The 24,702-nt window shown below is 65.6% G+C and carries 28 protein-coding genes; 26 read left to right on the top strand and 2 right to left on the bottom strand.

Annotation, left to right across the window (positions count from 1 at the left end; translation table 11 throughout):
* The first annotated feature begins 22 nt into the window (after positions 1–22).
* Positions 23–1,597 (top strand): ArnT family glycosyltransferase, encoded by a 1,575-nt coding sequence (locus BT115_RS04770; RefSeq protein ID WP_177257377.1) that lies wholly within the window; start codon positions 23–25, stop codon positions 1,595–1,597.
* A gap of 3 nt (positions 1,598–1,600) precedes the next feature.
* Here the strand turns inward: BT115_RS04770 and BT115_RS04765 are convergent, their stop codons facing one another.
* Positions 1,601–2,185 carry a Maf family protein gene (locus tag BT115_RS04765; RefSeq protein WP_072321358.1) on the bottom strand — a complete coding sequence of 195 codons (585 nt, stop codon included), beginning with the start codon at positions 2,183–2,185 and terminating at the stop codon, positions 1,601–1,603.
* Positions 2,186–2,187: 2 nt separating this feature from the next.
* Positions 2,188–2,517: a hypothetical protein gene (locus BT115_RS04760; protein ID WP_255369355.1), complete on the bottom strand. Its 330-nt coding sequence runs from the start codon at positions 2,515–2,517 to the stop codon at positions 2,188–2,190.
* A 273-nt stretch (positions 2,518–2,790) separates the two neighbouring features.
* Between BT115_RS04760 and BT115_RS04755 the strand changes: the two genes are divergently transcribed.
* The 25 genes from BT115_RS04755 (at position 2,791) to nuoK (ending at position 24,699) form a co-directional block, all read left to right on the top strand.
* On the top strand, positions 2,791–3,306 hold the full coding sequence (locus BT115_RS04755; protein ID WP_072321356.1) for a YceD family protein: 516 nt from the start codon (positions 2,791–2,793) through the stop codon (positions 3,304–3,306).
* An 18-nt stretch (positions 3,307–3,324) separates the two neighbouring features.
* The gene (gene rpmF / locus BT115_RS04750) at positions 3,325–3,519 is read left to right on the top strand and encodes a 50S ribosomal protein L32 (RefSeq protein WP_072321355.1); all 195 of its coding nucleotides are present in this window, start codon (positions 3,325–3,327) and stop codon (positions 3,517–3,519) included.
* Positions 3,520–3,654: 135 nt separating this feature from the next.
* Positions 3,655–4,623, top strand: a complete 969-nt coding sequence (locus BT115_RS04745) for a beta-ketoacyl-ACP synthase III (protein ID WP_072321354.1) — start codon at positions 3,655–3,657, stop codon at positions 4,621–4,623.
* Positions 4,624–5,006: 383 nt separating this feature from the next.
* The gene (gene fabD / locus BT115_RS04740; protein ID WP_072321353.1) at positions 5,007–5,948 is read left to right on the top strand and encodes an ACP S-malonyltransferase; all 942 of its coding nucleotides are present in this window, start codon (positions 5,007–5,009) and stop codon (positions 5,946–5,948) included.
* Between the two features lie 27 nt (positions 5,949–5,975).
* Entirely contained in the window at positions 5,976–6,719 is a 744-nt protein-coding gene (fabG, locus tag BT115_RS04735) for a 3-oxoacyl-ACP reductase FabG (RefSeq protein WP_072321352.1), read from the top strand.
* A 180-nt stretch (positions 6,720–6,899) separates the two neighbouring features.
* Complete coding sequence (gene acpP / locus BT115_RS04730) at positions 6,900–7,139, top strand: acyl carrier protein (protein ID WP_072321351.1); 240 nt, start codon at positions 6,900–6,902, stop codon at positions 7,137–7,139.
* 149 nt (positions 7,140–7,288) lie between these two features.
* On the top strand, positions 7,289–8,578 hold the full coding sequence (fabF, locus tag BT115_RS04725; protein WP_072321350.1) for a beta-ketoacyl-ACP synthase II: 1,290 nt from the start codon (positions 7,289–7,291) through the stop codon (positions 8,576–8,578).
* Positions 8,579–8,582: 4 nt separating this feature from the next.
* Positions 8,583–9,929 (top strand): aminodeoxychorismate synthase component I, encoded by a 1,347-nt coding sequence (locus BT115_RS04720; protein WP_072321349.1) that lies wholly within the window; start codon positions 8,583–8,585, stop codon positions 9,927–9,929.
* The gene (gene pabC / locus BT115_RS04715) at positions 9,926–10,765 is read left to right on the top strand and encodes an aminodeoxychorismate lyase (RefSeq protein ID WP_072321348.1); all 840 of its coding nucleotides are present in this window, start codon (positions 9,926–9,928) and stop codon (positions 10,763–10,765) included. The genes BT115_RS04720 and pabC overlap by 4 nt, the downstream gene beginning before the upstream one ends.
* Entirely contained in the window at positions 10,762–11,790 is a 1,029-nt protein-coding gene (mltG, locus tag BT115_RS04710; RefSeq protein WP_072321347.1) for an endolytic transglycosylase MltG, read from the top strand. The genes pabC and mltG overlap by 4 nt, the downstream gene beginning before the upstream one ends.
* Positions 11,781–12,431, top strand: a complete 651-nt coding sequence (tmk, locus tag BT115_RS04705; protein WP_072321346.1) for a dTMP kinase — start codon at positions 11,781–11,783, stop codon at positions 12,429–12,431. The genes mltG and tmk overlap by 10 nt, the downstream gene beginning before the upstream one ends.
* Positions 12,428–13,363, top strand: coding sequence for a DNA polymerase III subunit delta' (gene holB, locus BT115_RS04700; RefSeq protein ID WP_072321345.1), 936 nt, complete (start codon positions 12,428–12,430; stop codon positions 13,361–13,363). Before tmk ends, holB begins: the two co-directional genes overlap by 4 nt.
* Positions 13,364–13,426: 63 nt before the next feature.
* On the top strand, positions 13,427–14,389 hold the full coding sequence (locus BT115_RS04695) for a PIG-L deacetylase family protein (RefSeq protein ID WP_143144456.1): 963 nt from the start codon (positions 13,427–13,429) through the stop codon (positions 14,387–14,389).
* A 34-nt stretch (positions 14,390–14,423) separates the two neighbouring features.
* Positions 14,424–14,783, top strand: a complete 360-nt coding sequence (locus BT115_RS04690) for a PilZ domain-containing protein (RefSeq protein ID WP_072321343.1) — start codon at positions 14,424–14,426, stop codon at positions 14,781–14,783.
* A gap of 299 nt (positions 14,784–15,082) precedes the next feature.
* Positions 15,083–15,439: an NADH-quinone oxidoreductase subunit A gene (locus tag BT115_RS04685; protein WP_072321342.1), complete on the top strand. Its 357-nt coding sequence runs from the start codon at positions 15,083–15,085 to the stop codon at positions 15,437–15,439.
* Positions 15,430–15,984, top strand: coding sequence for a NuoB/complex I 20 kDa subunit family protein (locus BT115_RS04680; RefSeq protein ID WP_072321341.1), 555 nt, complete (start codon positions 15,430–15,432; stop codon positions 15,982–15,984). Before BT115_RS04685 ends, BT115_RS04680 begins: the two co-directional genes overlap by 10 nt.
* A 15-nt stretch (positions 15,985–15,999) precedes the next feature.
* Positions 16,000–16,728 (top strand): NADH-quinone oxidoreductase subunit C, encoded by a 729-nt coding sequence (locus BT115_RS04675; protein WP_072321340.1) that lies wholly within the window; start codon positions 16,000–16,002, stop codon positions 16,726–16,728.
* Between the two features lie 27 nt (positions 16,729–16,755).
* Complete coding sequence (locus tag BT115_RS04670) at positions 16,756–17,985, top strand: NADH-quinone oxidoreductase subunit D (RefSeq protein ID WP_255369383.1); 1,230 nt, start codon at positions 16,756–16,758, stop codon at positions 17,983–17,985.
* A gap of 21 nt (positions 17,986–18,006) precedes the next feature.
* The gene (nuoE, locus tag BT115_RS04665) at positions 18,007–18,534 is read left to right on the top strand and encodes an NADH-quinone oxidoreductase subunit NuoE (protein WP_072321338.1); all 528 of its coding nucleotides are present in this window, start codon (positions 18,007–18,009) and stop codon (positions 18,532–18,534) included.
* A 10-nt stretch (positions 18,535–18,544) separates the two neighbouring features.
* Positions 18,545–19,888: an NADH-quinone oxidoreductase subunit NuoF gene (nuoF, locus tag BT115_RS04660; protein ID WP_072321337.1), complete on the top strand. Its 1,344-nt coding sequence runs from the start codon at positions 18,545–18,547 to the stop codon at positions 19,886–19,888.
* Entirely contained in the window at positions 19,885–22,200 is a 2,316-nt protein-coding gene (nuoG, locus tag BT115_RS04655) for an NADH-quinone oxidoreductase subunit NuoG (protein ID WP_072321336.1), read from the top strand. Before nuoF ends, nuoG begins: the two co-directional genes overlap by 4 nt.
* Before the next feature lie 3 nt (positions 22,201–22,203).
* Positions 22,204–23,226, top strand: coding sequence for an NADH-quinone oxidoreductase subunit NuoH (gene nuoH, locus BT115_RS04650; protein WP_072321335.1), 1,023 nt, complete (start codon positions 22,204–22,206; stop codon positions 23,224–23,226).
* A gap of 6 nt (positions 23,227–23,232) precedes the next feature.
* Positions 23,233–23,724, top strand: coding sequence for an NADH-quinone oxidoreductase subunit NuoI (gene nuoI / locus BT115_RS04645; RefSeq protein WP_072321334.1), 492 nt, complete (start codon positions 23,233–23,235; stop codon positions 23,722–23,724).
* 19 nt (positions 23,725–23,743) lie between these two features.
* Entirely contained in the window at positions 23,744–24,397 is a 654-nt protein-coding gene (locus BT115_RS04640) for an NADH-quinone oxidoreductase subunit J (protein ID WP_072321333.1), read from the top strand.
* Complete coding sequence (gene nuoK, locus BT115_RS04635; protein ID WP_072321332.1) at positions 24,394–24,699, top strand: NADH-quinone oxidoreductase subunit NuoK; 306 nt, start codon at positions 24,394–24,396, stop codon at positions 24,697–24,699. Before BT115_RS04640 ends, nuoK begins: the two co-directional genes overlap by 4 nt.
* The last annotated feature ends 3 nt before the right edge of the window (positions 24,700–24,702 follow it).

The following is a 24,702-nucleotide window of genomic DNA, read 5'->3' as shown; positions in this document are numbered from 1 at the left end:
GAGTGAGCGTTCGAGTGTAGCCGTGCCTGCGCGATCCTGGCGAGGCGTCTTCTTCGGCGTGTTCGTCGTGTCCCTCGCGATCAAGCTCGTGATAGCTCGCACGTTGTCGCCTTTCGGTGACGAGGCGTTCTATTGGCAGGAGAGCCTTTCGCCCGCCTGGGGCTATAGCGATCTGCCGCCGCTGACCGCATGGCTGATCGCGTTGTCCGAGCGCTGCGTCGGCCACGGCCTGCTGGCCATGCGCCTGCCGTTCCTGGTCATCGGTGCACTGATCCCGTGGCAAGTCGGTGCCATCGCCAGGCGTTACGGCGGCGAGGTCGAACGCTGGCAGGCGGCCACGTTCGCGTCGCTCCTGCCGCTCGTCGGCAGCCTCGGCGTGCTGGCGCTGCCCGACGTGCCACTGACCTTCGCGATTCTGCTTGCCACGCAGGGACTGCTTGCGGCGCTGGACCGCGATCGCCTGTGCGATTGGGCGCTGCTGGGCACGGGCCTCGCGATCGCGTGGGCTACGCATTACCGCGCGGCGATGCCCATGCTGGCCGGCCTCGTGTTCCTGCTCGTCATGCCTCGCGGGCGTCTGCAATGGCGTCGACCGGGGCTCTGGCTGGCGATGGGTATCGCTGCGCTCGGCTTGCTGCCGATCGTGCTCTACAACGTCTCCGCCGGTGGCGCAGGCGTGGCGTTCCAACTGGTCGATCGCAATCCGTGGCAGTTTCATGCCGATGCGCTCGTGCAGCCGCTCGAACAGGCCATTGCCTGCACGCCGATCGCCTGGGTCGTGCTGCTGTGGGCGCTGTGGCGCGCATGGCGCGAGAAGGCGCAGCCACCCTTCGATGCAGTGGCTGCCATCGCCGGCACGTTCGTCGTGGGCTATTTCGCGCTTGGGCTGTTCGCCGACGACATCCGTTTCCGCGCGCACTGGCCGCTGCCAGGCTACGTGCTGCTCTGCGCGATCGTGCCGCATCTGCTGCCCAGTGCGGGACGTACGTGGCGGCGCATCGTTATGGGTGGTTTCGCGTTGGGCGGGGTGGGCCTAGCCACCGGCTTCGCCTATCTCGGTCTCGCCGCATCCGCGCACGGCGCGACCGTACTCAGCGACCTGAAGGCCTTCCCATCGCTCTTCACGGGCTGGCGCGAAAGCGCGGCGGCGGTACGGATGGCAGCCGGACCGGAGGATATCCTCGTTGCCGACAACTTCATGCTCGCGGCGGAACTGCGCTTCGAACTCGGTGGTTCGCGCGTGGTGTATTCGCTCGACAGTCCCTTGAATGTGAAACATGGTCGCGCCGCGCAGCTCGCGGCGTGGGGGCTCGACGAAGCGGGGCTCACGACGCATGCAGGCCAACGCGTGCTGCTGGTCGTGGACGAGACCGCGCTGCGCGAGCGTGAGGTCAAGGCATGGCTGGGTTCGGTCTGCGCGCGCGTGGGCGTGAGCCAACCGCTCGCGCGCGTGGAGGCTTTCGACGGGCGTCGTCGTTTTGCACTTTACGAGGCAACCGCCAGGAGCCATCGTGGCCCGATGGGAAATCCGGATGATTGCGTGGTCTGGACGAACGCCTATCGCACCATCCAGGCCCTCGACGCAGGCGCGCGCTGAGGCTCAGGGCAGCACGACGCCCGCCTGGCGCAGCAGGCGGGCCGTAGCGATGAGCGGGAGCCCGATCAACGCCGTCGGGTCTTCGTTGTCGATCCGCTCGAACAGCGCGATGCCGAGACCTTCGCACTTGAAGCTGCCCGCGCAGTCCAGCGGGCGTTCGCGTTCCACATAGCGCGTGATGTCTTCGGTGGAAAGCTCGCGGAAGCGCACCCGCGTCTCGTCCACATGCGTCGTTGCGTCGCCACGCAGGTCGACCACACAGACCGCGGTATGGAAGACCACCTCGCGCCCGGAACTGACGGCGAGCTGCTTGTGCGCCGCATGTACGGTCACGGGCTTGTCGAGCACCGTGCCCTCGAGATCGGCGACCTGGTCGGAACCGATCACCACGGCGCCGGGTCGCGTTGCCGCGACCGCACGTGCCTTCGCTTCGGCAAGCCGCGCGGCCCGCACAGCCGGTGCCTCGCGCTCGATAGCGAACTCGTCGGTGCCGGGCGCCGCCTGTTCGAAGTGCTCGAGCAGGCGGCGGAGCAGGGCGGCCCGGTAATGCGAGGTGGAAGCGAGAATGATGGTGGCCTGCGGTGACACGGTCAGAATTCCTTGTGGATGTGTTCGCGTACGGCGGTATCCAGCGCGGCTTGGGCGTCATCCAACGCGCGCAAGCGGGGTTCGAGCTGATGCCGCGCACGGACCAGGGCGTTTACTGCCTCATCCAGCTCACGCTGACTGGCATCCGGCGCGCGGTCGCGAATCCACAGCCGTTGCTGGAGCAGGGCGCGCAATCCCGAATCGACGGCCTGCTGGGCCTCCACCTCGCCCGTGGCGGGAAGGTCTGGGCTGACCGACATGACGGCGTGGGCCCGCTGCAGGCGGTCGCGGCAGTCCTTGAGATCGGTCTCGAGCCGATCGGCGTTGTCCATGAGATCCTGCAGCGCCCCGTGGCGTCGCCGTGACCGCTGGTGGCGGAGCAGCCACGCGCACAACACGACGGCTATGCAAGCCACCGCGGCAAGTCCATAATATGCAAAGGAAAACACCTGGCCTCTTCTCCGTCGTGGGCAGGTCGCCGCACCCCGGCCCTGTGCCTGCGAGTCTGCCCGAAAGTCGGCGCCCCGCGCAAAATGACCGCATCGGTGCCTTCACATGCCTAACCGGTTGACTTCAAGGGTGTTGATGCCTACCATTTCCCGATTATGTCCGTGACATTGCCATCGTCCGTGGACGCTTGGCGCGAGGTTCGTGCGCGGCGTTCGTTCCAGGGTCAACTCCCCGTGTCGGCGTTCTCGCGCCTGGGCGAGGTGATTGCGTCCACCGAAGGTGACGTAACCTACGCTCTGGATTTCGGTCGCGACGAATTCGGTATTGCCTATGTCGCTGTGCGCGCGAAGGCCGACCTGACGCTGATTTGCCAGCGTTCGCTCGAACCCTTCCAGATGCCGGTGGAAGTCGATGCCCGTCTCGGATTGATCGTCGAGGAAAGCGAAGAAGCGTCGCTGCCTCCCGGGTACGAAGCCTTGCTGGTCGAACAGGACGGCAAGCTCGATCCGGTCGCGACGATCGAGGATGAACTGCTGTTGGCGCTGCCCCTGGTTCCGGTCAATCCGGACTACGAGTTGCCCGACGACGTGAAAGGATCCGACGAGGAAGACACCGCCTCGCAGGAAAAGTCTGAAAACCCGTTCGCGGCACTCCGCGGACTCATAAAGTAATTTCGCTGGAGATTTGTCATGGCCGTTGCCAAGAGCCGCAAGACCCCGTCCACCCGCGGCATGCGTCGTTCGCACGATGCGCTGAAGACCGTGCAGCTGTCGACCGACCCGACGAGCGGCGAAGTCCACCTGCGTCACCACGTGACGAAGGACGGCTTCTACCGTGGCAAGAAGGTCATCGACACCCGCGGTGCGGTCGAAGTCGAAGACTGATCTCCCTCCCATAGGGACGATCACGACGCAGGCGGCGCGGTAACGCGCCGCTTTGCGTTTGTGGCCTCCCATGATTACGGCCCCGGGCCGGTTCACGCCGTCCGGGTGAATCCTCCCTAGCATGGGGATACGGTTCTGAAATACGCCCGCATCATTGGCACCGGCAGCGCGCTTCCCGAGAAAGTGCTGACGAACGCCGACCTCGAAAAGATCGTCGAAACCAGCGACGAATGGATCCGTACCCGCACGGGCATCACCGAACGCCACATCGCGGCGGAAGGTGAAACCACTGGCGATCTCGCGTTTCTCGCTGCGCAGCGCGCGCTGGAAGCGGCGGGTGTCAAAGCGACCGACATCGACCTCATCGTGCTTGGCACGACCACGCCCGATCTCATCTTTCCGTCCACCGCCTGTCTCGTGCAGCACCGCCTGGGTGCCAACGGCTGCGCGGCCTTCGACGTCAACGCCGCCTGCTCGGGCTTCGTCTACGCGCTCGGCGTCGCCAACGCGTTCATGCGCAGCGGACAGTCGAAGAAGGCGCTGGTGATCGGTGCCGAGACGCTCACGCGCATGGTCGACTGGACCGAGCGCGAGAGCTGCGTGCTGTTTGGCGACGGCGCCGGTGCCGTCGTGCTCGAAGCCTCCGACGAACCCGGCATCTACACCACGCGCATGCGCGCCGATGGCGGCTTCAAGCATCTGTTGTTCAATCCGGTGGGTGTGTCGGTGGGCTTCTCCGACGCCCCCAACCACGGCGTGCGCATCAGCATGCTTGGCCGCGAAGTATTCAAGGTCGCGGTGAAGACGCTCGACGCGCTGGTGGGCGAGACGCTCGAGGACGCCGGCATGACGGAAGACCAGATCGACTGGCTGATTCCGCATCAGGCGAACCTGCGCATCATCGAGGCAACGGCCAAGCGGCTGAACATGTCGATGGATCGGGTCATCGTCACGGTGGACAAGCACGCCAATACCTCGTCCGGCTCGGTGCCGCTGGCGCTCGACTATGCCGTGCGTTCGGGCAAGGTCCAGCGCGGGCAGAACCTGTTGCTGGAAGCCTTCGGCGGCGGTTTTACCTGGGCCTCGGCGCTGCTGCGCTACTAATTAATAAAAATGTGTGGGAGCCGCTATAGCGGCGAGAAGCCCACGGAGCAGTGAAGCGGCGAGGTAAAGTCCCCTCGCCGCTATAGCGGCTCCCACAGTTGCTCCGCCGCGCTACTGATTGCCTTGTCAGGTGGGAGCCAGCCTGCTGGCGATGGGTGCTCGCGGCAAGCACCCATCGCCAGCAGGCTGGCTCCCACCTCGGCACCTCGGCACCACCGGCACCACCGGCCACCGGCCACCGGCACCACCGGCGCCACCGGCGCCTCGGCACTAACGGCACTACCGGCATCACCCAGATCACCGGCACCACACGCCTGCGAATGGTGCATTAGCCCCCGGCTTGCTGGCACCATGCGCGGTTTGAAGTACCGGAATCGCCACGCATGACCTCAACCAGCGCTTCGCTTGCCTTCGTTTTTCCCGGTCAGGGTTCGCAGTCCGTCGGGATGCTCGCCGAATTGGCTGCCGTCCATTCGGAGGTGCGCGCTACCTTCGACGAAGCCTCGGAAGGGGCGGGTATCGATCTGTGGGACATCAGCCAGAACGGGCCCGAGGAAAAGCTCAACAGCACGGAAAACACGCAGCCCGCCCTTTTGGCGGCGAGCGTAGCCGTTTGGCGCGTGTGGACGAAGCAGGGCGGTCGCGTGCCGGCCCGGTTGTCGGGCCATAGCCTTGGCGAATACAGCGCGCTGGTCGCTGCGGGCGCCCTGTCGCTGAAGGATGCCGCCGGACTGGTTGCCGAGCGTGGGCGCCTCATGCAGGCGGCCGTGCCTCCTGGCGTCGGCGCCATGGCCGCGATCCTCGGCGGTGACGATGCACAGATCGCCCAGGTCTGCGAAGAGGTTGCGCAGGGCCAGGTCGTGGCGCCTGCCAACTACAACTCGCCCGGCCAGTTGGTTATCGCCGGTCATGCCGAAGCGGTGGATCGCGCGCTCGCACGCCTTGCCGAACTCGGTGTGAAGAAGGCCGTGAAGCTGGCCGTGTCCGTGCCCTCCCATTCCATGTTGATGCGTGACGCCGCGGACGCGCTCGGTGAGCGCATGGCCGCCATCGCCTGGCACCTGCCGACGATTCCCGTCGTGCAGAATGCCGACGCCAAGGTGCACGACTCGGTGGATGCGATTCGTGGTGCCTTGCAGCGTCAGCTCTACCTGCCGGTCCGCTGGACGGAATGCGTGCAAGTGCTCGCTGCCGACGGCATCACCCAGGCGCTCGAGTGCGGCCCGGGCAAGGTGCTCGCTGGCCTTATCAAGCGTATCGACAAGTCCATCGAGGCGAAGGCGATCGGTACGCCTGCCGAACTCGATGCTGCGTTGCAGGCCTGATTCCCCGCTCCCTCGCAAGGAACTCCCATGACTCATCCCCTGAAGGGCGAGATTGCCCTCGTCACCGGCGCAAGCCGGGGTATCGGCGCCGCCATCGCTGACAAGCTTGCCGCACTGGGCGCCACCGTGTTCGGTACCGCCACCAGCCAGGCCGGTGCCGATGCCATCGGCGAGCGTCTCGCCGCGCATGGCGGTCACGGCCGCGTGCTGGACGTGACGGACGCGTCGATGATCGAGGCTCTGGTCGACGACATCGCCAAACAAACGGGCGCCGTTTCCATTCTCGTGAATAATGCTGGCATCACGCGCGACCAGCTCTTGATGCGCATGAAGGAAGACGATTGGAGCGCCATCATGGAGACCAATCTCACCTCCGTGTTCCGTACGTCGAAGGCGGTGATGCGCGGCATGATAAAAGCGCGCAAGGGTCGCATCGTCAGCATCGCCTCGGTGGTCGGCGTCACCGGCAATCCGGGGCAGGCCAATTACGCGGCTGCCAAGGCCGGCATCATCGCGTTCTCGAAGTCGCTGGCCCGCGAGATCGGTTCCCGTGGCATCACCGTGAATGTGGTCGCCCCCGGATTCATCGATACCGACATGACCCGCGCTCTGCCCGAAGAGCAGCGTGCCGCGCTCCTGTCGGGCATTGCGCTGGGCCATCTGGGCGAAGCGAACGACATCGCCGAGGCCGTGGCTTTCCTGGCGTCCCCGGCGGCCAAATACATCACCGGCGAGACCCTGCACGTGAACGGCGGCATGTACATGCCCTGATCGGGACGGCCCCGGCGGCACGCTGGCAGTCGCCACCGGCCCGATTTTGAGAGACAATCGTCATTTCGCGCCCGGCTTTAAGAAAAACCGGGCGTCATCAACGTGGCGGTGTGTGTTGGCGGGCTCCGGTCTCAGCCACTACAATGCCGCCGGAATTTTCCCTCGGGAGGTAAAGGCAACATGAGCACCATCGAAGAACGCGTCAAGAAGATCGTCGTGGAACAGCTGGGCGTCAAGGAAGAGGAAGTCACCACCAACGCGTCGTTCGTTGACGATCTGGGCGCCGATTCGCTGGACACGGTCGAACTCGTGATGGCTCTCGAGGAAGAGTTCGAGTGCGAGATCCCGGACGAGGAAGCCGAGAAGATCACGACGGTCCAGCAGGCGATCGATTACGTCAAGGCCCACGTCAAGGCCTGATCGAGCGACTGGTTGTCGATCGGAGGCGCCGCCTCCCGTCGATCTCCGAGCGACACGGAAGCTGCGCCGTCATGGCGCAGTTTTTGTTTGCGTCTAACGCAACCTGCGCCCGCGTATGGTTGCGCGGAACAAGTGAAGGATGAGAACGCATGACTAAGCGACGTGTGGTAGTGACCGGCATGGGCATTGTCTCCCCGGTCGGCAACGATCTCGCCACCGCCTGGAAGAACGTCGTCGACGGCAACAGCGGCATCGGCCCTGTTACCGCTTTCGACGCCACCGCGTACGCCACGCGCATCGCCGGTGAGGTTCGTGACTTCGATCCGGTCGACGCCTATTTCGCCGGCACCGACACGCCGGATGACGAGCGTCGCTCCATCGCGAAGGACTTCAAGCGGATGGACCCGTTCATCCACTACGGCATCGTCGCGGGTACCCATGCGTTCCGGGCGTCCGGACTGGTGGTGACCGAGGAAAACGCGGGACGTATCGGCGTCGCCGCGGGCGCCGGCATCGGTGGTCTGCACACCATCGAGGCGACGGCGATCGAGTTGGCCGAGAAGGGGCCGCGCAAGGTGTCGCCGTTCTACGTGCCGAGTTCGATCATCAACATGGTCGCCGGCAACCTGTCGATTTATCACGGGATGAAGGGCCCGAACATCGCCCTCGTCTCGGCATGCACGACGGCGGCGCACAACATCGGCATGGCCATGCGCCTCATCCAGTACGGCGATGCCGACGCCATGCTCGCCGGCGGTGCCGAGTTCGCCACCACGCCGACGGCCATGGCGGGCTTCTGCTCGGCCAAGGCGATGTCCACGCGCAACGACGATCCCATTCATGCCAGCCGTCCGTGGGACGTGGGCCGCGACGGCTTCCTGCTCTCCAACGGCGCCGGCATGCTGATGCTCGAGGAATACGAATTCGCCAAGGCGCGCGGTGCCAACATCCTTGCCGAGATCGTCGGCTTCGGCATGAGCGGCGACGCGTACCACATCACCGCGCCGAGCGGCGATGGTGCGGAACTGGCCATGCGCAACGCGCTGCACGACGCCGGTTTGAACGCGTCCGACGTGCAGTACGTGAATGCGCACGGCACGTCCACGCCGGTGGGCGATCTCGGCGAAGCCAAGGCCATTCGCAGCGTGTTCGGCGACCATGCCACGCGCAAGGGCAGCTTCGCCGTCAGTTCGACCAAGTCCGTGACGGGTCATCTGCTCGGTGCGGCGGGCGGCGTGGAAGCGATCTTCTCGATCCTCGCGCTGCGCGACGGCATCATGCCGCCGACCATGAACCTGGAAGAGGTCGATCCGGAAGTAGCGGCCCTCGGCATGGATCTCGTGCCGAACAAGGCGGAAGAGGCGAAGATCGACGTCGTGTTCTCCAACTCGTTCGGTTTTGGCGGCACGAACGGCACGCTCGCTTTCCGTCGCGTCTGACGCGTTGGCCTTCGTCACGCGAACCCTGGCAGGCCGGCGCGATCTTCTCGCGCCGGCCGCGTCGTATCCGGATCGCTATGCCGCGCTGCTCGCCAGCACCGTCAACGGTACGCCGCAGAGCCGGTTCGACATCCTCTTCGCCGCTGGCGACGCGTCGCTCACGCTCTCGGCCGATGGCCTGACGCGCGACGAGAACAGCGTCTTACAGTCGGGTAGTTTCCTTGACGCGTTGGATCGCGCGTGGTCTTCGCGGCGCAAGGCTCGCGTGGCAGACGGCTTGCCTTTCCACGGCGGCTGGATCGTCTACCTTTCCTACGAACTTGTCGGGCAGATCGAGCCGAGTCTGCGTCTTCCCGTCGCGACGGGCAGTGCGCCCATGGCGTTCGCGCTGCGTGCGCCCGCGGCCGCCATCGTGGATCACCTGGAACAGCGCACCGTTCTCGTTGCCGAGGCGGGAGCGGAGCACTGGCTCGATGTGCTGGCTGCCGACCTCGACGCGTCGATGGCGGTGACGCCGCTCGCCGTGCCGTTGACGGTGGACGAAGACGAGCCGGCACGTTTCATCGAAGGCGTGCATCGTGTGCACGAGCATCTGCGCGCGGGTGACGTGTTCCAGGTGAACCTCTCGCGCCGCTGGACGGCGCGCTTCGCGGAGGCGCCGACGCCCGCTCAACTCATGCTGGCGCTTCGTGTGGCCAACCCGGCGCCGTTCGCCGGTCTTATCCAGCAGCCCGGCTGGGCGGTCGTCAGCTCGTCGCCGGAACGACTCGTGGCGTCGCGCGAGGGCATGCTGCAAACGCGTCCGATTGCTGGCACGCGGCCGCGCGTCGCGGGTGACGACGATGCGGCGCGCATTCGCGAACTCACCGCACACCCGAAGGAGCGGGCCGAGCACGTGATGCTGATCGACCTCGAGCGTAACGACCTCGGCCGGGTCTGCGTGCCGGGCACGGTGGAAGTCGATGAACTCATGGTCGTGGAGAGCTATGCCCACGTTCACCACATCGTTTCCAACGTGCGCGGACGCATGCGCGACGACGTGACGCCGGGGCAGGTCATTGCTGCGACCTTCCCGGGTGGCACGATCACCGGATGCCCGAAGGTGCGTTGCATGGAGATCATTGGCGCGCTGGAGGGCGAGGCGCGCGGTGCGTATACCGGTGCGCTCGGTTATCTCGACGACAGCGGCGACATGGACCTCAACATCCTCATTCGCAGTTTTGCCGTCGAAGGCAACGCGGTGTCCCTGCGCGCGGGGGCCGGCATCGTCACCGACTCCGTACCGGAGCGAGAACTGGACGAAACCCGCGCGAAGGCACGCGGTTTGCTGCGCGTGTTCGGCGTGGCATGAGCATCACGCGCACCTCGGTCGACTTCGTCGATGCGGATCGGGTGTCCGTTGCGGATCGTGGATTCACCTACGGCGACGGACTGTTCGAGACGCTGCGGATGGTCGGCGGGCGCGCGCCGTTGTGGTCGCGTCATGCGCAACGTCTTGCGGAGGGCTGTGCGCGATTGCGCATATCGCCGCCGGACATGGCCGCGATCCATGCAGAAGTGCTGCGCCTGGCCAACGGACTCGACGATGCCGTTGCTCGCGTGACCGTCACCCGCGGCGTCGGCGCGCGTGGCTACGCATTTTCTGACGACGCGCGCCCGACGGTCGCCGTGACGGTGTCGTCCCTCGTGCTCGATGCGAGCGCTTATGCCGAGGGAATCGTCGTTCGGCAATGTGCCATGCGACTCGCGGTGCAGCCCGCGCTGGCGGGCATGAAGCACCTGAATCGCCTCGAACAGGTGCTGGCCCGCGCCGAATGGAACACGCCGGACATCGCCGAGGGCCTGATGCTCGATATGGAGGGTCATGTCGTCTGTGCCACGGCGGCGAATCTCTTCGCCGTGGTCGCCGGCCGACTGGTCACGCCGTCGGTGGTTGGTTGCGGGGTGGCAGGCGTCGCCCGGGCCGAAGTGGGCGCCGTGCGCGAGGTTGCCGAGGTGCGCCTTTCGCTGGCAACGCTTGTCGAGGCCGACGAGGTCTTCCTCACGTCTGCCGTTCGCGGCATTCTCCCGGTTCGGGTTTTCGCGACCCGCTCGTGGCAGCCCGGCCCCGTCGCCCGTGCCCTCCAGGCGCATTGGGCTGAGATCGGACTGCCGTTGCCCACTGGTTCCAAGGATTCCGATCGATGAAAGTGCGCGGCATCGCCCTCTGGCGTGTCATCTTGCTGGTGCTGTTGCTTGCGGCGATCGCGGCGGGTTCCTGGCTGTGGTTCGACTGGGCGCGTTTCGCCCGGTCACCGCTGACAGTCGCTGGCACCGCGCAGAGCATTGACGTGGTGCGCGGCGCGTCCTTCAAGGACATCGTGCGCGACCTGCGCAACCGCAAAGCCTCGCAGGCCTCGCCGCTTTACTGGCGCCTGCTCGTGATGCAGATGCATGCCTCCGGTCGCCTGCACGCCGGCGAGTACGCGCTGCGCCCGGGCATGTCGCCGCGCGATCTCATCGCCGACATGGCCGCCGGCAAGGTCATGCAGCGCAACTTCACCATCGTGGACGGCTGGACGGTCGCCGATCTGCGCCGCGCGCTCGCCGCGGTAGACACGCTCACCCACGATACGGCGGATCTCGACGACGCCGCGCTGATGAAGCGCATGGGCGCCGAGGACGAGCACCCCGAAGGTCGCTTTCTGCCCGAGACCTATGCGTACGTGAAGGGCGATCCCGATTCAACCATTCTGAAGCGTGCGTATGTCGCGATGTCGCGCACGCTCGACGAGGCCTGGAAGAACCGCGCACCGGACCTGCCGCTCGCCACACCGTACGAGGCGCTGATCCTCGCGTCGATCGTGGAGAAGGAGACGGGCAGGGCGGACGAGCGTCCGCGCATCGCGGGCGTGTTCGTGCGTCGCCTGCAACAGCACATTCTTCTGCAGACCGACCCCACGGTGATCTACGGCATGGGTGCCGCCTATGCGGGCAACATCCACAAGAGCGATCTGACCGCCGACACGCCCTACAATACGTACACGCGCGCGGGCCTGCCGCCGACGCCGATCGCATTGCCTGGGCGCGCCGCGATCGAGGCGGCGCTGCATCCGGCAGCGGGCAGCGAGCTTTACTTCGTCGCCCGCGGTGACGGGAGCCACGTCTTCTCGTCCACCCTCGAAGAACACAACCGGGCCGTGGCCTGCTATCAGTTGAAGCGATGCAAGTGACCGACTCCCAGCGTGGCCGTTTCATCTCCCTCGAAGGCGGCGAAGGTGCCGGCAAGAGCACGTTGCTGCGCGGCCTGGAGGCGCACCTTCGCGCGCAGGGCGTGGATCTCGTGGTCACCCGCGAGCCGGGTGGTACGGCGGTAGGGGAGGCCGTGCGCGGCGTCGTGCTCGACGCGGCCAACAACGAACTGTGCGCGGAGTCGGAACTGTTGCTGATGTTCGCCTCGCGCGCGCAGTTGGTGCGCCAGGTCATCGAGCCCGCGCTGGCGGCCGGTGAGTGGGTGCTCTGCGATCGCTTCACCGACGCCAGCTACGCGTATCAGGGCGGCGGCCGTGGGCAGCCCGCCGAGCGCATTGCCGAACTGGAACGCTGGGCCGCAGCGGGCCTCAAGCCGGATGTCACGCTGCTGCTGGACCTGCCGGTCAGTACCGGGCGCGCGCGCGCCGCCGGGCGTGGCGAGGCCGATCGCATCGAAGTGGAAGGCGATGCCTTTTTCGAGCGCGTGCGCGGCATGTATCGCGCGCGCGCGGCGGCCGAACCCGCACGCTTCCGGCTGCTCGACGCCAGTGCCACGCCGGAGGATGTGCTGGGTCAGGCGATCGCGAGCCTCGCGCATCTTTTTGCGGGACACGCGCCATGACGCTGCGTCCGTGGCACGCCGATGCATGGGCGCGCCTGCAGGCGCGGCGTGAGCGCGACGCGCTGCCTCACGCCTTGCTGCTGGCCGGCCCGGCCGGGCTGGGCAAGCGCGATTTCCTCGCCGCCTTCGTCAAGGGGCTGCTCTGCCAGCGCCCCGTGGATGGCGTGGCCTGCGGCACCTGCCGTAGCTGCGAGCTCGTCGCAGCCGGCACACATCCGGACCTTATCGGTCTGTCGTTCGGCCTGCGCAAGGACGGCGTCACCCGCAGCGAGATCGTGGTGGACCAGATTCGCGACCTGTCGCAGCGCCTGTCGATGGCGAGCCAGTTCGGCGGTTGGCAGGTCGTCACCATCGACCCGGCGGACGCGATGAACGCGGCGGCAGCCAACGCCTTGTTGAAGACGCTCGAAGAGCCGACGCCCGCCACGCTGCTGGTCCTGCTGGCCGATGAGCCGGCGAGGCTGCCGGCGACCATTCGCAGCCGCTGCCAGCGCATCGATTTCCTGCCGCCCTCGCGCGCGGTGGCCCTGGACTGGCTGCGCGCCCAAGGCGTGACCGATGCGCCGGCTGCGCTCGACGCCGCGGGCGGCAATCCGGGTATGGCCCGTACCTGGGCGACCGACGGGGCGCTGAAGCAGCGCGGCGAGGTTCGCCACGACCTCAAGGCCTTGGCGGCGGGGCGGGGCGACGCGATGGAAGTGGTCAAGCGCTGGCAAGCCGCCGACCCGGCCCGTTATCTCTGGTTCGCTGCGCAGACCGCGGCCGATGAACTGCGGGCCCGCGCCTCGGGTCAGGCCCTCCCGCTGGACAGCCAGCTCGACGACGAGGGGCTGGACGGCTGGTACGCCAGGGCCAACCGCGCCCGCGACGCCTTGCGGGGACCGCTGCGCACGGACCTCGTTCTGCTGGAACTGCTTGCGGCGTGGCGTTGACGCATTTTTATCGCGCTATCGGTCTTAATCGAGTCGACGTCTCGATCTCCTAAGGAATCCACCGTGTCCCGCCATCCCGTCATCGACAGCAGCACCCGGCTGCTGGTCGTTGCGCCGCACCCCGACGACGAATCGCTCGCAGCCGGCATGTTGATCCAGCGCACGCTGGCCGCCGGTGGACGCGTCGACGTGCTCCTGCTCACGGATGGCGACGACAACCCGTGGCCGCAGCGCTGGCTGGAACGCCGCCTTGTTATCGATGCCGCTGCGCGCGCGCGCTGGGGCGCGCGTCGTCGGGGCGAGGTCGCCGCGGCCCTGGCCCGGCTGGGTGTCGGCCCCGACCATCTGCACGCACTGGGCTGGCACGACATGCAGGTGACCGATGCCCTGCGTCGGCGCCACGCCTCGGCGTTGGAGGCGTTCCGCCGCGTGCTGGAACGCACGCGACCCAATCTGGCGGTGATTCCCGACCTGGGCGACACGCACCCGGATCACGGCTCCGCGCATGTCCTCGCGCGCCTGGCGCTGGCCGCGGTGGGCTCCACGGCGGACGTGCTGACCTACATGGTCCACGGCATCGAGCGGTCCGCACAGGAGGACCTCCTCGTGCCGGACGCCGACCCCGAGCGGCAGGCCACGAAGTGCGAGGCCGTGCTGGAGCACCACACGCAGATGGCCTTGAGCCGCACGCGGATGCTCCGGATCGCCTCGCGCCCCGAACGCTTCGACCGTCCCCCGCTCGCTCCCGGGCAGGGCGTCCTTCGCCTGCCGTGGCGGCCGGGTCCGTTCGCTCGCTCGCGGGTGCGACTCGTCCTGGCGGATGGGCGTGGCGTGGCCGAGTGGCTTTGGCGCAAGGCGCCGGTCGAGCGGGCCGGCGACGACTGGTTGCTGCCGTTGCGCGATGCGCCGGGCCCCGCCTTCGTGAAGCTCACGGCCGACCTTTCCACCCCGTGGATCTACGACCGCTACGGGTGGGCCGGGCAGGAACCCGAGCCTGTCGGGCTTGTCGCACGGCCCGTGGGCTAGCTAGGATGCAATCTACCCAGGGAATCCGACGTCCATGACCGCCATCAGCTCATCGCCGCGACAGGGCATCCTTTCGCTGAAGATCAAGGACGTGAACTCCCTGTACATCTCGTACATGCCCTACCTGAAGACCGGCGGGCTGTTCGCGCCCACCGCGCAGCGCTACAGCCTGGGCGACGAAGTGGCGCTGCTGGTCACCCTCATCGACGAGAACGAGCGCGTCTCCGTGGCCGGCAAAGTGGTCTGGATCACGCCCGTGGGGGCCCAGGGCAACCGCACCGCCGGCGTCGGCGTGCAATTCAACGAATCGCCCGAGAGCGAAGCGGCGCGTCAGCGCATCGAGGGCCTGTTGGCCGGCACGCTGTCGTCGGAACGACCGACCCAGACCATGTGACCGTCGGACGCATCCGGCGTCGATCGTGAGCCGACGAGGCGACAAAGCCGCCGATTGCACCATGAGGATGCAGTTTTTCCCTCATTAAGGCTTGTCGTCATACCTGCACGCACTGGTACAATAGTTCGGTTCCCCAACGTGAGATTGTGGATATCCGGAGTCGTTGGCGTGCCTGCCGCGCCGACACGGGTCGGGCCGTTTGGATCGATTCGAAAAAAGCTTCGGCGACACTAGCCGGACCGCTCGTCCCCGCCGACGGTCACTGATGCGCCCAGCGAGGCGCGGAGGTACGCAGCATCGTGCTTGCCCAATACTGGCCCGTCCTGTTGTTCATCGCCGTCGCCATCGGCCTTGGCATCGTCCTCCTGGCGATCGGCATGCTTGCCGGTCCGAAGCGTCCCGACGCGGACAAGCTCGCACCGTACGAGTGCGGCTTCGAAGCCTTCGAGGATGCGCGCATGAAATTCGACGTGCGCTACTACCTCATCGCGATCCTCTTCATCATCTTCGACCTCGAAATCGCCTTCCTTTTCCCGTGGGCGGTGGTCTTCGCCAAGATCGGTGCCATCGCGCTGATCGAGATGGCGCTGTTCCTCGCGCTGCTCGTGGTCGGTTTCGCTTACGTCTGGAAGAAGGGAGCGCTCGAATGGGAGTGATGACCAGCATCGACCGGGTGATGCACAACCCGGAACCGCTCAACCTCGTCGACGACATCCTTCGTCCGAACGGCGATGCCCCGGTCGTCAACCGCGGTTTCGGCGTCACCAGCATCGACGCGCTGATGAACTGGGCACGCACCGGTTCCATGTGGCCGATGACCTTCGGTCTGGCCTGCTGCGCCGTGGAAATGATGCATGCGGGTGCGGCGCGCCTGGACCTCGATCGTTACGGCGTGATCTTCCGTCCCAGCCCGCGTCAGTCGGACGTCATGATCGTGGCCGGCACGCTGGTCAACAAGATGGCCCCGGCGCTGCGCAAGGTCTACGACCAGATGCCCGACCCGAAGTGGGTCATTTCGATGGGCTCGTGCGCCAACGGCGGCGGCTATTACCACTATTCCTATTCGGTCGTGCGCGGGTGCGATCGCATCGTTCCGGTCGACATCTATGTGCCGGGTTGCCCGCCGACGGCCGAAGCGCTGATCCACGGCATCCTGCAGTTGCAGAAGAAGATCCGCCGCACTCACACGATCGCGCGCTAACAGGGCCAGGGCATCATGAGCGTTACTAACGAGACCTCGCTGGTCGAACGGCTCGCCGCGCGCTTCGGCGACATGCTGAGCGTGAAGGTCGAGCGCAACGAAGTCACCGCCGAGGTGGCTTCGGGCGACCTTATTTCCGTTGCTACCGCCTTGCGCGATGAAGCCGGCTTCCGCTTCGGCACCATCATCGACGTCTGCGGTATCGATTACCTCGGTTACGGCAAGACCGAGTGGGACACCGACACGGCGCACGGCGAGAGCTTCTCGCGCGGCGTGGAAGGCCAGGCCGTGGGCCGCTTCACGTGGGAAGAGCGTCCGCGCCTCGTCGAGCAGCAGCGCCGCTTCGCCGCGGTGATCCACTTGCTGTCGATCGAACTGAATCAGCGCATCCGCCTGCGCGTTCCGTGCGAAGACGACACGTTTCCGGTCGTACCGTCCATCACGCCGATCTGGCCGGGCGCCGACTGGTTCGAGCGCGAGGCCTTCGATCTCTTCGGCATCATCTTCGACGGCCATCCCGACCTGCGCCGCATCCTCACGGATTACGGTTTCGTCGGCCATCCGTTCCGCAAGGATTTCCCGCTGATCGGCAACGTCGAGGTCCGCTACGACCCCGAGCAGAAGCGTGTGGTGTACGAACCGGTATCGATCGAGCCTCGCGTGCTGGTGCCTCGCACGATCCGCAACGACGCCGACCTCGATCAGGCCAGGGCGGAATCCGCCGACCACTGGCGGGAGAATTAAGCCGTGGAAGAAATTCGCAATTACACGATGAACTTCGGCCCGCAGCATCCTGCTGCGCACGGCGTGCTGCGCCTCGTGCTGGAGATGGACGGTGAAACCATCGTCCGCGCCGATCCGCACGTGGGTCTGCTGCACCGTGGTACGGAAAAGCTGGCCGAGTCGAAGCCGTTCAACCAGTCCATCGGCTACATGGATCGTCTCGACTACGTGTCGATGATGTGCAACGAGCACGCCTATGTGCGCGCCATCGAGAACCTGCTCGGTATCGAGGCGCCCATCCGTGCGCAGTACATCCGCACCATGTTCGACGAGATCACGCGCATCCTGAACCACCTCATGTGGGTGGGTTCGAACGCGCTCGATCTTGGCGCCATGGCCGTCTTCCTCTACGCGTTCCGTGAGCGCGAGGAATTGATGGACGTGTACGAGGCGGTGTCGGGCGCGCGCATGCACGCCACGTACTACCGCCCGGGTGGCGTGTACCGCGATCTGCCGGAGCAGATGTCGAAGTACCGCGAGTCGCCCTGGCACAAGGGTGGTGACCTGAAGCGCCTCAACGCCTGGCGCGAAGGCTCGATGCTGGACTACCTCACGGAGTTCACCAACGACTTCCCGGCGCGCGTGGACGAATACGAAGCGCTGCTCACCAACAACCGCATCTGGAAGCAGCGTACCGTCGGCATCGGCGTCGTTTCGCCGGAGCAGGCGCAGGCCTGGGGCATGACCGGCGCCATGCTGCGCGGTTCGGGTATCGCCTGGGATCTGCGCAAGAAGCAGCCGTACGCCATGTACGACAAGATGGACTTCGACATTCCGGTCGGCGTCAACGGCGACTGCTACGACCGTTACCTCGTGCGCATCGAAGAAATGCGCCAGTCCAATCGCATCATCCAGCAGTGCGTGGCATGGCTGAAGGCCAACCCGGGCCCGGTGATGGCGCGCAATTACAAGGTCGTGCCCCCCAGTCGTGAAGAGATGAAGAACGACATGGAAGCCCTGATTCACCACTTCAAGCTCTTTACCGAAGGCTACGGCGTGCCCCCGGGCGAAACCTATGCCGCGGTGGAAGCGCCGAAGGGTGAATTTGGCTGCTATCTCGTGTCCGACGGTGCGAACAAGCCGTTCCGCGTGCATCTGCGTGCACCGGGCTTCGCGCACCTGTCCTCGATCGACGCCATCGTGAGGGGCCACATGCTCGCCGACGTCGTCGCGATGATCGGCACCTACGATCTCGTCTTCGGCGAAGTCGACCGCTAAGTCGACGGAGTGAACTGAATCATGAAAGCCACCGGTCATTTCGAGCAGGTCAAGGACGTCGATCCTCTCGTCGTGCTCAACGATCACACCCGCGCCCACATCGACCACTGGGTCTCGAAGTTCCCGCCGGATCGCAAGCGCTCGGCGCTGATCCAGTCGCTGATGGGCGCGCAGGAACAGAACCAGGGTTACCTCACGGACGAACTGATCACGGCGGTCGCCAAGTATCTCGACCTGCCCGCGATCTGGGCCTACGAGGTCGCGAGCTTCTACTCGATGTTCGAGACGTCGCCCGTCGGACGCAACAACGTTGCCATCTGCACCAACATTTCCTGCTGGCTGAACGGTGCCGAGGGCATCGTGCGCCATTGCGAGAAGAAGCTCGGCATCCGCACCGGCGAAAGCACGGCGGACGGTCGCATCTATCTCAAGCAGGAAGAGGAATGCCTCGCTGCGTGCGCAGGCGCGCCGATGATGGTCGTCAACGGTCATTACCACGAGAAGCTGACGACCGAATCGGTCGACGCGATCCTCGACGGTCTGAAGTGAGGTAAGGGCAATGGCTAGCACCACTGGTCCGGTTGGACCCGCACCGCAGGAACACCAGGTCGTCTACACGACCCTGCATTTCGAGAAGCCCTGGGCGCTCGAGAGCTACGAGAAAGTGGATGGCTACAAGGCGTGGCGCAAGATTCTCGCCGAGAAGCCCGATCCGGCCGCGCTGATCGAAGAGATCAAGAAGAGCTCGCTGCGCGGTCGCGGCGGCGCCGGCTTCCCCACGGGTTTGAAGTGGTCGTTCATGCCGCGCAATGCGCCGGGGCAGAAGTACATCCTGTGCAACTCGGACGAATCCGAGCCGGGTACCTGCAAGGATCGCGACATCCTGCGCTTCAACCCGCACGCGGTGATCGAAGGTCTGGCCATCGCCTGCTATTGCACGGGCTCGACGGTCGCCTACAACTACCTGCGCGGCGAGTTCCACCACGAGCCGTTCGAGCACATCGAAGAAGCCCTGAAGGAAGCCTATGCGGCTGGCCTGCTCGGCAAGGACATCGGTGGCTCCGGCATCGACGTGGACATCTACAACGCCCTCGGCGCGGGTGCTTACATCTGCGGTGAGGAAACCGCGTTGATGGAGTCGCTCGAAGGCAAGAAGGGCCAGCCTCGCTTCAAGCCGCCGTTCCCGGCGGGCTTCGGTCTGTACGGCCGTCCGACCACCATCAACAACACCGAGACCTATGCCTCGGTGCCGGCCATCCTGCGCAACGGCGCGGAGTGGTTCCTCAACATCGGCAAGCCGAACAACGGCGGCCCGAAGATCTTCTCGGTCTCGGGTCACGTCAACAATCCCGGCAACTTCGAGATCAAGCTCGGCACGTCGTTTGCCGACCTGCTGCAGCTGGCCGGTGGCGTGCGCAACGGCAACAAGCTGAAGGCGGTCATCCCCGGCGGCTCCTCGATGAAGGTGTTGCCGGCCGACAAGATCATGGAATGCACCATGGATTACGACTCGCTGCAGAAGGCAGGTTCGGGTCTGGGTTCCGGTGCCGTGATCGTGATGGACGAGACCACCTGCATGGTGCGTGCCTGCCATCGCATCTCGCGCTTCTACAAGGCGGAATCGTGCGGCCAGTGCACCCCGTGCCGCGAAGGCACCGGCTGGATGTATCGCGTGCTGTCGCGCATCGTCGAGGGGCAGGGCACGCAGGATGACCTGCACCGCCTGAAGGCCGTCGCCGGTCAGATCGAAGGACACACCATCTGCGCGTTCGGCGAAGCCGCCGCGTGGCCGGTGCAGGGTTTCCTGTACCACTTCTGGCACGAATTCGAATACTACGTGCAGCACGGCCGTTCCATCGTGGACGGTCCCGCTGGCACGGTCACCACTGGAGTCGCTGCATGAGTGCGCAGCCCGTAGCCAATGCCGCGCCGGATCTCGTCAACATCGAGATCGACGGCGTTCCGGTGCAGGTAGCCAAGGGGTCGATGATCATCCAGGCGGCCGATGCCGTCGGTATTCCCATCCCGCGCTTCTGCTACCACCGCAAGCTCCCGATCGCCGCCAACTGCCGCATGTGCCTGGTGGAAATCGAGAAGATGCCGAAGCCGGCACCGGCATGCGCCACGCCGGTCGGCGAGGGCATGAAGGTCTTCACGCGTTCCGACAAGGCATTGAAGTCGCAGCGCAACGTGATGGAATTCCTGCTCATCAACCATCCGCTCGACTGCCCGATCTGCGATCAGGGCGGCGAGTGCGAACTGCAGGACGTGTCGCTCGGTTACGGCCGCTCGGTGTCGCGCTTCAACGAGCGCAAGCGCACCGTGGCCGACGAGAATCTGGGGCCGCTGGTCGCGACCGAGATGACCCGCTGCATCCAGTGCACGCGCTGCGTGCGCTTCACCAGCGAAATCGCGGGTACCTACGAACTCGGCGGCATGAGCCGCGGCGAGAACCTGGAGATCGGTACCTACATCGGCAAGACGATCGAGAGCGAACTGTCGGGCAACATCATCGACGTCTGCCCGGTCGGCGCGCTGACCAACAAGCCGTTCCAGTTCCAGGCCCGCGCGTGGGAGCTGATTGCGCGTCCGTCCATCGGTTACCACGATGCGCTCGGTTCCAACCTGTGGCTGCACACCCGCCGCGGCGAAGTGCTGCGCACGGTGCCGCGCGACAACGAAACGATCAATGAGTGCTGGCTGTCCGACCGTGACCGCTACAGCCATCAGGGCCTGTACGCCGCCGATCGCGTGAAGACCCCGATGGTCAAGCGCAATGGTCAGTGGGCTGCCACCACCTGGGATGACGCCCTTTCGGTCGCCCGCGAGGCGCTGAAGAGCGTTGCCGGTTCCGATCTCGGCTTCCTGGTTCACGGCGCCACCTCGAACGAGGAAGGCGAGCTGCTCGTTCGCCTCGCACGCGGCCTCGGCAGCGCGCACGTCGATCACCGTCTGCGTCAGCTCGACTTCGCCGACAATGCGTTTGCCAAGCCGTTCGCTTCGACCATCGCGTCGTTCCAGACGGTGAAGAGCGCGCTGCTGGTCGGTTCGGACCTGCGCCACGAAGTCCCGTTGCTCAATCACCGCCTCCGTCAGGCCGTGAAGAAGGGCGCGAAGGTCTACGCCGTCAATCCGGCGCACTTCAACTTCAATTACCCGCTTGCCGGTGAATCCGTCGCTGCGCCGCACGCGCTGGTGAACGAACTGCTGGTGCTGGCGAAGGCCGCCAGCGAAGGCGGTGCGTCGGTACCGGATACGCTCGCGGGCGCCTTTGCCGGTGTCGAGACCACGGACGATCACCGCGCCGCCTTCAAGGCGCTGTCTTCCGACGGTTCGGTGGTGGTGTTCGGTCAGGCCGCGGCGACCCATCCGGAAGCCTCCTGGCTGCGTGCCATCGCGCGCTTCATCGCGCAGGCCTCCGGTGCTGCCTTCAACGAGATCCCGGTCGGCGCCAACGCACTGGGCCTCTCCGCCGTCGGCGTGCTGCCGAGCGCGGGTGGCCTCGACGCGCGCGGCATGCTGGCACAGCCGCGCAAGGGCTACGTGCTCTACAACGTGGAGCCGCCGCACGATTTCGCCGACGGTGGTCTGGCGTTGCAGGCGATGCACTCGGCGCAGACCGTCGTGGCCTTTGCGGCCTACGCGAGCGACGCGTTGAAGGACTCGGCGGATGTGATCCTGCCGATCGGTCTTACGCCGGAAATCGATGCCACGCTCGTCAACGTCGAGGGCAATGCCCAGGCCGTCGTTGCCGGTGCGAAGGCACCGGGCGAAGCGCGTCCGGGTTGGAAGGTGCTGCGTGCCCTGGGTGGTTCGCTCGGCCTGCCGGGCTTCGAGTTCGACGATCTCGTCGGCCTCCGCGAAGGCATCACGGAGCGTGCGGCCGACAGTCGTCAGCAGCTCGGTTCGCGTGCGTCGGGTGTGTCCTTCTCCCGCCTCGCCACGCTGCCGATCTATCGTGCCGACGCCGTGCTTCGTCGCGCCGGCGCCTTGAACGCGCATCCGCTGAACCGCGCGCCGGCCATCCGCATCAATGCGGACGACGCCGGCAAGCTGGGTCTCGTCGAGGGCGGCAACGCCCGCATCGGCGACGCCGTGCTGCCGGTGGCGATCGATGCCGCCGTGCCGACGGGTGCGGCGTGGATCGAGGCTGCGCATTCCGAAACCGCCATGCTGCCTCCGTACGGCGCGGCCATCACTCTGAGCAAGGCATAAACCATGGGTCAGCAACTCTGGGACCACCTGTTGATGCCCGTGCTGTTCATCGTGGCGATCGTGCTGCCACTGATCATCGCGGTGGCCATGTTCGTGTACTGGGAACGCAAGGTCATCGGTTGGATGCACGTGCGCATGGGGCCGAACAAGATCGGTCCTCTCGGTCTGCTTCAGGCCTTCGCGGACGTCGTGAAGCTCCTGCTGAAGGAAGTGATCCTTCCGACCAACGCGAACAAGTTCCTCTATTACCTCGCACCGATGCTGGCCCTCGTGCCGGCGCTGGCGGCTTGGGCGGTGGTCCCGTTCGGTCCGGAAACCGTGCTCGCCAACCTCAATGCGGGCGTGCTCTACCTGCTCGCGATGACCTCGATGGGTGTGTACGGCATCATCCTCGCCGGCTGGTCGTCCAACTCGCGCTACGCGATGCTGGGTGCCATGCGCGCTGCGGCTCAGGTCATTTCGTACGAGCTGGCCATGGGCATGTCCATCGTGTGCGTGCTCGTGCTGACCGGTAGCCTGAACCTCACGGCCATCGTCAATGCGCAGAGCGGCAATTTCTTCGACTGGTTCTGGTTGCCGCTGCTGCCCGTCTTCGTCATCTACTTCGTCTCGGGCGTGGCTGAAACCAACCGCGCACCGTTCGACGTGGCGGAAGGCGAGTCGGAAATCGTGGCGGGCTTCCACGTCGAATACTCGGGCTCCGCATTCGCGATCTTCTTCCTCGCCGAATACGCCAACATGATCCTTGTGAGCTTCCTCACTTCGATCCTGTTCATGGGCGGCTGGCTGTCGCCGTTCCCGGAGTCCTGGGGCCTTGTCGGTCACGGCGGCTTCCACTGGCTGTTCATCAAGGCATTCCTCTTCGCCTTCCTGTTCCTGTGGTTCCGCGCCAGCTTCCCGCGCTACCGCTACGACCAGATCATGCGTCTCGGCTGGAAGGTCTTCATTCCCATCACGATCGTGTGGGTCCTCGTCGCCGGCTGCATGAAGTACTTCGGCTGGGTCCACATCGGTACGGGAGCCTAAAGAGTCATGTCCCGCGTAACCCACTATTTCAAGAGCCTTCTGCTCATCGAACTGTTCCAGGGCATGGCGCTGACCATGCGCTACATGTTCAAGCCGAAGTACACGATGCGCTACCCGATGGAGCACATCCCCAAGTCGAACCGCTTCCGCGGTCTGCATGCGCTTCGCCGTTATGCCAACGGCGAGGAACGCTGCATCGCGTGCAAGCTGTGCGAGGCGGTGTGCCCCGCGCTGGCGATCACGATCGACTCGGCACCGCGTCCGGAAGACGGCCAGCGTCGTACCACGCGCTACGACATCGACCTGTTCAAGTGCATCTTCTGCGGCTTCTGCGAAGAGAGCTGCCCTGTCGATTCGATCGTCGAGACGCACGTGCACGAGTACCACTTCGAGCACCGTGGCGAGAACGTGGTGACCAAGGGCCAGTTGCTGGCCATCGGTGACCGCTTCGAGCAGGACATCGCTGCCGCCCGCGCTCAGGACGCGGCTTACCGCTGAGCGCCCGGAGACCTATGCGATGAATAACGACCTGCTTCAACTCATCTGTTTCTACCTCTTCGGTGGCGTGGCCGTGATTGGCGCGCTTATGGTCATCACCGTAAAGAACTCGGTTCACGCCGTGCTCTCGCTGGTGCTGACCTTCTTCAGCATGGCCTGCGTCTGGCTGCTGGCGGAGGCCGAGTTCCTTGCCATCGCCCTCGTCGTGGTCTATGTCGGCGCGGTGATGGTGCTGTTCCTGTTCGTGGTCATGATGCTCGACATCAAGCAGGAGGCGGTCCGCGAGGGCTTCATCCGCTACCTGCCGGTGGGCATCGTCGTGGCCGTGGTTATGCTGGTGGAAATGCTGGCCATGATCGGCGTCCGCGCCATGCACGCTCACACGCTCGGCCCGAATCCGGCCGGTGATTCCAACGTCGCCTGGCTCGGCCAGGCGCTGTACACGGAATTCCTGCTGCCGTTCGAGATCGCCGCGCTCATCCTTACCGTGGGTATCGTCGCCGCCGTGGCCTTGACGCTCCGTCATCGTCCGGGCGTGCGCTACCAGACCGCCGCGCAGCAGGTGGCCGTCAACGCCGCCGACCGCGTCCGCGTGGTCAAGGTGGCCAGCGAGAAGATGGCTTCCGTCAGCCCGGCCCCGGTCGTCGTGCCGCCGCAGGAGAACGCTCCGTGATCACGCTTTCCCATTTCATCGTCCTCGGCGCGATCCTGTTCTGCATCGCCGTCGCCGGCCTGTTCATCAACCGCAAGAACGTGATCGTGCTGCTCATGGCGATCGAGTTGATGCTTCTGGCGGTGAACACCAACTTCGTGGCCTTCTCGCGCTTCTTCGGCGACGTGGGCGGCCAGGTGTTCGTGTTCTTCATTCTCACCGTGGCCGCGGCGGAATCCGCCATCGGCCTGGCGATCCTGGTCCTGCTGTTCCGCAATCGCAGCACGATCAACGTCGCCGAAATCGACAGCATGAAGGGTTGATCC

The organism is Luteibacter sp. UNCMF366Tsu5.1, assembly GCF_900119235.1.
Lineage (GTDB): Bacteria > Pseudomonadota > Gammaproteobacteria > Xanthomonadales > Rhodanobacteraceae > Luteibacter > Luteibacter flocculans.
This window is presented reverse-complemented; position numbering and strand designations above follow the sequence as displayed.